The organism is Chryseotalea sanaruensis, assembly GCF_003990915.1.
GTDB classification, from domain to species: Bacteria; Bacteroidota; Bacteroidia; order Cytophagales; family Cyclobacteriaceae; genus Chryseotalea; species Chryseotalea sanaruensis.
Window position 1 is genome coordinate 148,570 of record NZ_BHXQ01000002.1, and the last position, 11,872, is coordinate 160,441.

Sequence of the window (11,872 nt, forward strand, 5' to 3'; positions counted from 1 at the left end):
CGATTTGAATTGTTGTTTGTTGCCAGTTATAGATTGTTCAGGGTCAATAATACGAACAGCAACCAACCAATAACAAACAACTACGTAATCGCCCCCATCATATTTACGGTTTTGCCCTACTACTCTTGTCTTTAATTAAAAGGGATTTTTACAACGCCTTATTTCACTAAACCCCTCACTAATGAAACTTTTTGCACAAACAAGATTAACATCTTCTATTAAAATGAAGCAATTCGCCCGATCAAAAATTAAGATCGGGATACTACTACTTCTACTCGTAGTTAGCAATAGAATAAATGCCCAGCTTTTGCCTGGTACTTATAATCCGGTTATTAACTCAAATGTCAATCCTGTATCGGCCGCTGGCCTCCGTTACTTTACAAATGCTTCTTTAACAAAAGGCTCTGGTAATATTGTTGTATCAACAAGCCCTGGGGGAGTATGGGAGAATATTGCTGTTTCAAGCACTTCTGTTACAATAACTCCGATAGCTAGCCCGGCAGGTTTCTACGTTGATATTAAATTTAGAAGACCAGTACCTGATGGTGTGCAGGTAAGTATAAGTATTCCATCCTCTGCCTTTAACACAAGCGCAGTTGGTGGCTTCGGAGGTATTAATGCATGGCAATTCAACACCAATCCTTCTGGCCCTATTTTATATAGTCGTACTCCGGCAATTGGTGCTCAATTAACGGCATCTCCTTCAAACATCGTATTAGATTTTCATGAGAATATCTTCAAAGGTTCTGGTTCCATATTGTTAAAGAATAGAAATTCGGGAAATATTATTCAATCAATAAATGTAACATCGTCTGATGTTACTATCCTTACAGGTTCCGGGTCTCCCAGAACGGCTGTAATCAATTTACCTACGGCCTTACCTGAGGGGTCGGATATAATTTTAGAAATGCCTGCTGGCGTTTTCAAAGATGGTGGTAATGTAAATTCTATCGCTGTAAACGATACTCAATCTTGGTTTAGAGTAGTTGACTCAACGCCACCCACGTTACTGTCAGTAACGCCAGCCCACCAGTCTACCATTAACATTACAGATCGTCAGATTACCTTGACCTTTAGTGAGCCTGTATTTCGTTATCCAGGAAGTATTTTTTTCTTCAATAGAAGCACAGGTGCAGTGATTTATCAAGCTACAGCTTCCTCACCCGATGTTGTTCAAACTGGAAACACACTGACTATTACAAGACCAAGCAATTGGCCATTAGGTATTACAATTGCTGTTCGTATTGGTTCAAATTATTTATCGGATTTAGCTGCTAATTTTTGGCCAGGGTTTTCAACTAATAATGATTATTATTTTACAACCTGCTCTCCTGTGACTCCGGGCATTTCTATCGCGCTTACTGCAGGTAGTAGCCCCGCGTGTGCCGGACAAACGCATACATTTACAGCAACACCCACTAATGGAGGGACTTCACCAAGTTACCAATGGAAAGTAAATGGGGTTAATGTGGGAACCAATAGCCCCACGTTTACAACTTCAACATTATCTGGTGGGGTGAATGGTATAACCTGCGTGCTAACCAGTAATGCAGCTTGTGTTTCTACCCCAACCGCCACATCTGGTAATATTTTTGTATCTATTCAAAATCCACTTACACCATCAGTTTCAATAACATCAATACCTGCCAACACAACCATTTGCGCAGGCAACTCAACAACCTTTTATGCAAATCCCGTAAATGCAGGTGCTTCACCGACTTACCAATGGAAGGTGAACGGAGCGAACGTTGGAACAAATCAAAACAGTTTTACAACTACTTCGTTAACCAACGGCCAGGTAGTAACGTGTGTAATTACACGTGATGATAATGGGTGTGTAACATCCACAACCGCAACCTCCAATACTATAACCATGACTGTTGGATCATTGCCTGCACAGCCTAGTGATATTGTGGGTAACACTACTGTATGTCAGGGAAGCAGTAATGCTTATAGTGTTACAAATGTGAGTGGAACTACTTACACATGGGATACGGGAAATGCAGGTACTATTACCGGTAGCGGTAACACTGTAAACATAACATGGAATTCATCCGGAGCTAAAACCTTAACGGTTTACGCTTCTAATTCTTGTGGTACAGCCATTGCCAGAACCTTGGCTGTAACAGTAGATGCAACCCCTGCACAACCAAGCGGAATCGTGGGTTCAACTGCGCCTGGACAAAATCAATCCACTCAATATTCTGTTACCAACGAGTCAGGAATAACCTATGCTTGGAATGCTGGCTCAGGCGGAACGGTTACCGGTAGCGGCAATGCAGTAAGTATTCTCTGGACAACCGCGGGAGCAAAAACCATAACAGTTACGCCTTCCTCATCGTGTGGTTCGGGTACAGCCAGAACGTTGAGTGTGACGGTTGGTGCAGCCTGTACCATCCCTGCACAACCTAGTATTATTACAGGAAGTGCCACCGCATGTACAGAAAGTAGCGGAACGTATAGCGTAACCGAAGTAGGTGGTGTTAGCTATACTTGGAATGCTGGTGTGGATGGTAATGTTTCCGGTTCAGGAAATTCAGTGAACTTAATTTGGACGTCCATCGGCACAAAGACCGTAACGGTTACACCATTTACAGATTGTGGCACAGGAACGCCAAGAACGCTGACAGTAGTTGTTTCATCATTGCCGGCACAACCGTCAGCCATTACCGGAAACACAACTGCGTGCATTAATTCATCTAACACTTATAGTGTTACTAACGTAAGTGGTGTATCCTATATGTGGGATACCGGAGGCAAAGGAACAATTACCGGATCGGGCAACAGTATTAGTGTACAATGGACTGCAGCAGGAGCCAACACACTAACTGTAATACCATCGAATGGTTGTGGTGCTGGCTTGGCACAATCTTTATCTGTAATTGTAAACACGTTACCTGCAGGTACAAGTGCTATTGCCGGATCAAATTTAATGTGTACCGGAGCATCCAGTACCTATGATGTTACGAACGTAAGTGGCGTAACTTATACATGGAGTGCAGGTGCTGGCGGAGCGGTGAGCGGTTCAGGAAATTCTGTTTCTATTAGTTGGTCAACGGGTGGTGAAAAAGTAGTACAAGTCACTCCTTCCAATTCTTGTGGTAGCGGTTCACCTACAACTTTTTCTGTTTCTGTTACGCAAGCTGTTACGCAACCTAGTACGATCACAGGTATCACTTCCGTAGATGCTGGTGCAACCACTACTTATTCCGTTACGAATGTTCCGGGTGTAAGTTATGCATGGTCAACCAGTGCCGATGGTGCTATTGTTGCTAATGGTAATTCAGCGCAGGTTACCTGGACAACCGGTGGATCAAAAACATTAACGGTTACCCCTTCTAATCTTTGTGGTAATGGAACTACCAGGAACTTAACAGTAACTGTTGCAACCCCGTGTGTGATTCCTACAACGCCTGTTATGATAATTTTGAGTGGTACTGCTAATACGCAAGTAGGGCAGACTATACGGTTTCAGGTTAGTAGTTCAATAGGGGCTACTTCGTATGATTTAGCAGTTACTCCTTCAACAGGAGTTACATTAACACCAATCGCGGGAGGAATTACCTGGGATGTTACTTTTACAACACCTGGAGCGTATTCGATATCAGGTAAGGGTGTAAGTGCCTGCGGAACCAGTGGTCCTGTATTGCTCAATGTAAATGTGTGTGGATTAACAATTGATCCACCAGCTTCTGTAACAGGTGCTACTGAAAATATTTGCCCTGGTTCAACTACCCGCTATACAGTTAACTCACCACTAGAAGGATTTTTCTACGACTGGTCATTGGGTGGGGTACCCGGAGTTACTATTGAGTACTTAAACGCACAACGTAGCATAGCTGATATAACTTGGGATACAGATTGGGGAGGTGTAAATGTTACAGTGCGTTCACGAAATGCCTGTAACAATACCAGTGCTTTAGGGACAACACTTTCTGTAAGTTTAATTGCGAAGCCACTCGGAAGAACAATTTCTCCGACACCTGTTGGGAACACCTGTGTCGGCTCAGGCTCAATCATCTATACAATAAATGTCCCTGAAGTAGGTGTTGATTATAACTGGATTTTGAATGGCGCAGGTACTGTGGCAGGAAATAAATTGAGTGCTACCATTCCATTGGATGGACAATCCAGAATTATTAAAGTGCTGGGAACGAACTCTTGTTTTGCTAATGAAGAAGTGAATTCAATTAGCTTTAGTGGAGGTACACCAGTTCCAACTCAACCAAGCCCTATTGTAGGACCTTCCACAATTGACTTTAATGTAGATGGTACCTTTACCGTGGAGGCTCAACCAGTTGGTGTAAATTTCTCCTGGGACGCAGGTCCAGATGCCACTATTACTAACACAGCATCTCAAACTTCTAAATTAATCCGCTGGTCAACTGGTGGCACTAAAACAATTAGTCTCAACACCTCAAACGGCTGCGGTATAAGTACAATAAGAAGCTACTCGCTGTATGTAAATGGTCCCTGCACTGCTCCAGAAATACCCGACCCAATTACGGGGGGGACTAGTGGCTGCGCTAATGTTGAGTATATATTTTCTGTACCCTTTCAACCCAATACAACCTTTAACTGGAGTGCAGGTGCAGATGCAACGATTACGGGAACGGGCACAACACGAAGCATTAAATGGTCAACTCCGGGAGCTAAAAATATTACAGTTTCGGCTACTAATGGCTGCACAACTTCAGCAAGTCAAACAAAACCTTTTACGGTTATTCCTACCCCAGCTCAACCCGCTGGGTTGACAGGCGGAAATCTTGCCTGCTCCGGATCAACAGAAGAATTTGCAGTGAATCCAGTAACTGGAGGTGTTATGTATGCGTGGGAAATTCAAGGAGGAACATTTACAACATCTGGATCACAAAATGAAATTGTGAGCATTACCTGGTCGTCTGCTGGCTCTAATATTATTAAAGTAAAAGCTTCGAATGCTTGTGGCTTTGGCCCTGAACGTTCCATTACCCGTGATATAAGCACTACTCCACTACAACCGTCCATCATTACCGGAGAAGCAGATGTTTGTATTGGCATCGCAAAACCATATAGTATAACCAACGTGCCGGGTACAACTTATATGTGGAATGGAGGGGCAGGTGCAACAGTTACAGGGTCAGGAAATGCGGTAACGATTTCCTGGAGTTCAGCGGGTGCAAAAACCATTACAGTTACCCCTACAAATAGTTGTGGAAGCGGAACAGCGCGTACATATAGTGTGAATGTAATTGGTGTTCCTGCGCAACCTGCAGCAATAACAGGTAATGCCTTACCCGTATTGGGAAGTGCAGTAGCGTATACAGTAACAAATGTGGCAGGTGTAAACTATGCTTGGTCATTAACAGATAAAGGATTGCTTACAAATTCAGGCAATACCAGCTCAGTTTCCTGGAACAGTTTAGGCAGCGCAACACTCAGTGTAACGGCATCTAATTTGTGTGGAGTTAGTGCGGAGCGTACGCTGGCTATAACGGTTAACAAAATTCCGCAAGCCATAACATTTACCCTGGCAAGTCCTATACTCGCGAATGAAGAGATTACACTTGAGGGTGTTTCAAATGCTGGCCTTCCTGTTTCGTATACAAGTTCTAATACATCTATTGCAGCAGTTGAAGGAAATAATTTAGTGATTAACAGCAGCGGAACAATCATGATTACGGCCTCACAATCCGGTGATGCCACCTATGCAGCTGCCACAAATGTAGTACGCTCACTAATTATCGATAAGGCAAGCCAAGTCATTACTTTTGCAGCATTATCAGAAGTATCATTTGGAGATCCAGCATTTAATGTCGGGGCAACAGCTAACTCGCTGCTCCCGATCTCATTCACTAGTTCAAATACTTCAGTAGCAACAGTTGATAACGATGGGACGATTTCGATTTTAGGAGTTGGTTCAACTAACATAACCGCTTCACAGGGAGGAGACGCTAAATATAATTCAGCCACATCGGTTGTCCGTGATCTAACAGTGACTAAGGCAGATCAAACCATCACGTTTGAGCCATTGGCAATTAAGAATATTAGTGATCCTCCCTTATTTTTAGAAGGTATAGCATCGTCTGGATTAGCTTTGACCTATTCAAGTTCAAATACTTCGGTTGCTACAGTCAGCGATAATATCGTTTTTATTGTGGGTGAAGGAACTACCAATATCACAGCTTCGCAGCCTGGAAATGAAAACTATAATGCAGCGAGCAATGTAGTACAGGAGCTTGTCGTTAATGGTAAGCAAAATCAAAGCATTGAGTTTAATTCGTTAACTACAAAGACCTTTGGTGATGAAGCATTTGATCTTACAGCTTCGGCTTCATCTGGATTGACAATTAGCTACACAAGTTCAAATACAGCTGTGGCTACTGTTAGTGGAAGTACAATAACCATTGTAGGTGCAGGATCAACAACCATCACAGCTTCACAAAGTGGTAATGAAATCTTTAACCCTGCCACATCTATTCCACAAGTTTTAACGGTGAATAAAGCAGATCAGATTATCAACTTTGCTGCAATCCCTGAGCAGCTCTTAAGCACAGGTACTCTTGTGTTGTCAGCCACCTCATCAGCTGGTCTGGATATTAGCTATAGTAGTTCCAATACCAGTGTAACAACAGTAACAGGTGCAACACTTACTTTCCACAGTGCAGGGGTAACAACTATTACAGCTTCACAAGCCGGAAATAGTAATTTCAATGCTGCCATTGCAATTGATCAGTCACTCACCATTACGACTAAACAATCTCAGACCATAAATTTTGCTTCACTTTCATCAAAAGCATTCGGTGATGCGGCTTTTGATCTGAGCGCTTCGGCAAGTTCTGATCTGCCTGTACAATTTGTAAGTTCAAATATTTCAGTGGCAACCATTGATGGTAATGTGGTGAGTATTGTTGGCGCTGGTACAACTACTATTACTGCCAAACAAGCAGGAAACGAAAGCTTTGAAGCAGCTCCAGATGTATCGCATGATTTAGTAGTGGCTAAAGCAAACCAAACAATTACTTTCTCAACACCAGCTTCCGTTAATTTCACAACAAACACATTGTCGCTGGAAGCAACAAGTAGCGCTGCGTTAGCGGTTAGCTTTGCAAGTTCGAATGCATCACTAGGCACAATAGATGGGAACATGCTCACATTTATAGCAGCCGGTACTTTGGAGATAACCGCTTCGCAACCTGGTAACGCAAATTACAATGCAGCCAGTAACGTTATTGCATCCATTACAATTGTTGACGACCGTCAGACCATCTCTCTAACTGGCGCACTAGATTTCGGAAATGTATTGCTAGGTGAAACTAAAGTCAAAACAATAACCATAGCCAACACTGGAAATGCAGCATTGCAAATAAGTGCAATAACACTTCCTGAAGGGTTTACCAGTTCAATAGAAGCAACAACAGTAAATGCAAATGCAAGCATTACAGCAGAGATAACTTTTATGCCAATCGAGCTTAAGGATTATGAAGGTTCAGTTGTTATCAGCTCCAATGCTGCTAGTGGTAATAATGCTTTAACACTAAGCGGAACAGGCGTAACCATTACTGGTTTCAATGAACCTGGTCAAGCAAGTGGTGATTTAGATGTTTACCCTAATCCAGGCACTGGTGTTTATATAGTAAAGAGTAAAATGACACGTAATAAATCAATTGCTGTAATGGATATGTCAGGTAGAGCACAATACAGAATACTCAAATCACTTGATGAAGAGTACCATGAGTTAGATCTTTTGGATTTACCCAAAGGCATCTATTACCTGAAAATAGAAGAGAAAGGTTCAGTGGCTGTGAAACGTATTGTTAAACTTAACTAAGATATGACTATGAAAAATATTCAAAGAATTTACCTATTGCTGATATTGGGTATTCTCGCTTCCTGTGGTGGCGATGACCCTAAACCACTAACAGAAGAGGAAAAGCAAATAAAAATGCTTGCAAAAACATGGAACCTTAGTACGGCTAGCGTAGATGGACTGGATGTTGAAGAATGGTTTAGTGGTTTGCAACTTTCTTTCACCGAAAGCAAATCATTTACTGTAGAAAATGCGGTCCCTCCTATCTGGATTGCTTCTGGTACTTTTGAATTGGAGAAGTCAGGATCAAACTACGTAATCAAGCGAAGCGATGGAGTCGATTTATTGATTACAACACTCAACGAAACAAGTGTAAGCATAAATATGAGTTACGTGGCAGATGATAATGCACGAACTGCAGGTATCACTGGATCTTACACTTTTATTTTTTCAGCTGATTGATAATCATATTCCCTACTTTGAAGGCTATCTCAATTTTTTTGAGATAGCCTTTTTATTTTAAGTGCACATATAAGATGCAATTTGTAATTTTAATACTTATTGTAGTTTATGCGCATCCTGATCATTCTTTCAATTCTCGCTGCCACGCTATGTGAAGCACAAAGTCAATCCTTAAAAGTAATGACTTACAACATCCGCCTGAACACCACAAGTGATGGCGTAAATAGTTGGCCCAATAGAAAAGAGAAAGTGGCAACGCTGATTAAGAAAATTAATCCGGATGCTTTTGGTGTGCAAGAGGCTTTACACGATCAGATGCAGGATCTCCTTAAAGCCTTGCCTGATTACACATTTGTGGGAGTTGGCCGAGACGATGGCAAAGAAAAAGGCGAGTACACCGCCATCTTTTATAAAAAATCAAAATTGAAAGTACTGAAGAGCGATTCATTTTGGTTATCAGAAACACCAACTGTGCCGGGCAGCAAAGGTTGGGATGCAGCCATAACACGCATGGTAACGCATGCCCATTTTAAAGATTTTGATTCAAACATGGACTTTTTAATGGTAACAACACATTTTGATCATGTTGGTAAGCAAGCAAGATTAATGAGTGCTTCATATATAGAGGGTTGGATCACTGGAAATAGTGCGCCAAAAAACAGACCTGCTATTTTGTGTGGCGATTTTAACTTTCAACCTGATGAAGAACCTTATGCTAGTCTGGTAAAAAGCACAAATCCTCGACTGATAGATGCAAGACCTGTTGCTGATAAAAACGGTACATTCTGTGGCTTCGAAAAAGACAAAATGGAATGTGTCATCATCGACTATATCTTCCACACGCCTAACATCACAATAGAGAATTTTGAGGTAATTCAGGAAAATGATGGACAATACTATCCTTCCGACCACTTGCCGGTAGTGGCAACCATAAAACTAGCCTCAAAAGATTGATATTTCTTGAGGTCTCCTTAGTAAAAATAAATGTCCATTAACTAAGCTTTTTTTCCAGGCCTCACCTCCTGTCCTCTCCAGAGGAGAGGGTGAATAAGGATGCTTAACTAAACGACATTGTATTAGAAAATCCTTAGTTTTACCCTTCATTTTTGGATATAAGGATTTTGACTGATTAACCATGTGGACATACCTCGCGCGTTTCATCATTAAATTTAAACTTCCACTCATTCTTGTAATTGCAGCCATTACGGTGGTGATGGGCTACTACGCTCAATTTGCCGAAATGAGCTACGATTTTCGTGGAACGGTACCAGCAAACGATCCTGAACAGATCTATTTTCAGGAATTTAGAAAACAGTTTGGTGAAGATGGTAACATCGTGGCTGTTGGTCTTCAAGACAGCGCTATTTTTGAATATAAGAACTTTGAGAAGCTGCGTGAGTTTTGTGTAGCGGTAAAATGGATTGATGGTGTAAAGGAGGTAATCTCTTTACCTCAAATTAAAAAGCTTGAGAAGGATACTGCCAAAACCCAGTTTGTATTAACAGATGTTTTTGCCGGAGGTAAAATTACAAATCAATATGTACTGGACAGCTTTCTGCGTGAAGCATCAAAACAGCGTTTTTATATTGGCCAGATTGTTAATGAAGAAAATGGTGCAATTGCTATACTTATTTCAATCAAGAAAGAAACACTCAATTCCTCAAAGCGTGTTGACCTCACCAACGAGATTGTAACACTCGGAGAAAAGTTTACTCAAAGTACAGGCATACAATTGCATTACGCTGGTCTTCCTTTTGTACGCTCCGTTATCGCGCAAAAAGTTGGACAAGAGTTAAAAGTTTTTCTAGGCTTATCTGTACTGATCACCGGTATTATTTTATTAATCTTTTTCCGTTCATGGCGTGCTACTGTTTTTCCGCTGATCATCATTGGCATTGTAGTGGTTTGGGTTTTAGGTTGTATTGAACTCTTCGGCTTTAAAATCACACTCCTTAGTGGCATGATACCACCGATTATTGTTGTAATCGGTATTCCAAACGCCATTTATCTTCTAAATAAGTACCACACTGAATGGGTGTCGCATCGCGATAAAGAAAGAGCCATAAGCGAAGTAATTAAAAAAGTTGGCTTAGCTACTTTCTTAACTAACCTGACAACGGCAATCGGCTTTCTTGTACTGCTCACTGCAGATATTACCATACTCCGTGAATTTGGTATCGTAGCCGGTATTAATGTAATGGCCACTTTCGTGGTAAGTCTTATTTTGATTCCAAGTGTTTTCTCATGGATGCCACCCCCTTCACCCAAGCACCTGAAACACCTCGATATAAAAGTTTTTGATAATGCTTTATCTTTTGTAGATGTGATGGTGCATCGCCACCGGATGTTTATCTATTCTATCGCTGCGGTAATAGTCACTTTTGCTATAATTGGCATGTTTCGATTGCACTCTGTTTCTTTCATGGTAGATGATTTACCTGAAGAAAGCGTAGTGAAAAAAGACCTGCATTTCTTTGAAGAAAACTTTAGTGGTGTAATGCCATTGGAAATTGTAATAAACACTGGCAAACGCAGAGGCATTATCGATGTTAAAAACCTGCGCAAGGTTGATGAGTTTGAAAGTTTTCTCGACTCACTCAAACCGGTTTCAAGACCAGTGTCTGTGGTGAGTTTTGTTAAGGCTGCCAAACAAGCCTTTTACAACAATAACCCTAAGTATTATTCACTACCGGATAGTCGTGAGCGCAATTACATTTTACCCTACTTAAAAGGACAATCAGATAATTCTGGGCTGTTCAAATCTTTTGTTGACAGCACCTTGCAAACTATGCGTATTTCTTTACAGGTGGCAGATATTGGTTCCGACAAAATGGATTCGCTGATAAACGGTGTTATAAAACCCCGTATGGATTTAATTTTTGCTGATACCGACATTACAGCAAAAATTACAGGCACAACACCTTTGTTCATAAAAGGAAATGCCTTCCTGATCGATAATTTAAAAGGCAGTTTAATTCTGGCTTTTGTGTTGATCGCCCTTACCATGGGTTTGCTTTTTTCGAGCGTGCGTATGATCATCATTGCACTAGTTCCAAATTTTATTCCAATGGCCATCACTGCGGCCTTGATGGGTTATTTTGGTGTGCCCCTTAAACCTAGTACTGTGTTAATCTTCAGCATTACTTTTGGTATTTCTGTTGATTACTCCATTCACTTTTTAGCTAAGTACCGACAAGAATTATTTTCCAAAAACTTCTACGTGCCATTGGCGGTGAGTAACACCATTCTGGAAGTAGGAAAAAGTATGGTCTACACCTCTATTGTATTGTTTTTTGGTTTCATCATTTTTGCCTTCTCCTCTTTTGGTGGTACAGTAGCCCTGGGATTATTAACCTCCACTACTTTATTGCTATCTATGGTTACAAACCTTGTATTGCTGCCTGCACTTATTTTAACATTTGATACAGGTAAATACAAGCGTGGCGATGCGCCCATGATAGAGCAGCTCGAGCCAGACTTTTACACAGAGAACGAAGACGAGGAAATTGACCTGACTAAGATCAAAATCCATAACAGGCATTCTTCAGCCGAGTAAATTTAGTTGCTGATTGTTCGTTGCTGGTTAATCGCTGGTTTTCGACCAACCAACAACTAATAACC

Annotated in this window: 4 protein-coding genes; all 4 read left to right on the forward strand. The window is 41.3% G+C overall.

The genetic code is table 11. The annotated features are described in order from the left end of the window. The first annotated feature begins 181 nt into the window (after positions 1–181). The 4 genes from SanaruYs_RS05150 (at position 182) to SanaruYs_RS05165 (ending at position 11,807) form a co-directional block, all read left to right on the forward strand. On the forward strand, positions 182–7,810 hold the full coding sequence (locus SanaruYs_RS05150) for a PKD-like domain-containing protein (protein WP_127121467.1): 7,629 nt from the start codon (positions 182–184) through the stop codon (positions 7,808–7,810). A 9-nt stretch (positions 7,811–7,819) separates the two neighbouring features. Continuing rightward, positions 7,820–8,251, forward strand: coding sequence for a hypothetical protein (locus tag SanaruYs_RS05155; protein ID WP_127121468.1), 432 nt, complete (start codon positions 7,820–7,822; stop codon positions 8,249–8,251). A 108-nt stretch (positions 8,252–8,359) separates the two neighbouring features. Continuing rightward, on the forward strand, positions 8,360–9,205 hold the full coding sequence (locus SanaruYs_RS05160) for an endonuclease/exonuclease/phosphatase family protein (RefSeq protein ID WP_127121469.1): 846 nt from the start codon (positions 8,360–8,362) through the stop codon (positions 9,203–9,205). Positions 9,206–9,386: 181 nt separating this feature from the next. Beyond that, positions 9,387–11,807, forward strand: coding sequence for an efflux RND transporter permease subunit (locus SanaruYs_RS05165; protein ID WP_127121470.1), 2,421 nt, complete (start codon positions 9,387–9,389; stop codon positions 11,805–11,807). The last annotated feature ends 65 nt before the right edge of the window (positions 11,808–11,872 follow it).

What these genes read in the sequence shown, in the direction of transcription:
- SanaruYs_RS05150 (WP_127121467.1), top strand. Translation starts at nt 182, where the DNA reads ATGAAACTTTTTGCACAAACAAGATTAACATCTTCTATTAAAATGAAG.
- SanaruYs_RS05155 (WP_127121468.1), top strand. Translation starts at nt 7,820, where the DNA reads ATGAAAAATATTCAAAGAATTTACCTATTGCTGATATTGGGTATTCTC.
- SanaruYs_RS05160 (WP_127121469.1), top strand. Translation starts at nt 8,360, where the DNA reads ATGCGCATCCTGATCATTCTTTCAATTCTCGCTGCCACGCTATGTGAA.
- SanaruYs_RS05165 (WP_127121470.1), top strand. Translation starts at nt 9,387, where the DNA reads ATGTGGACATACCTCGCGCGTTTCATCATTAAATTTAAACTTCCACTC.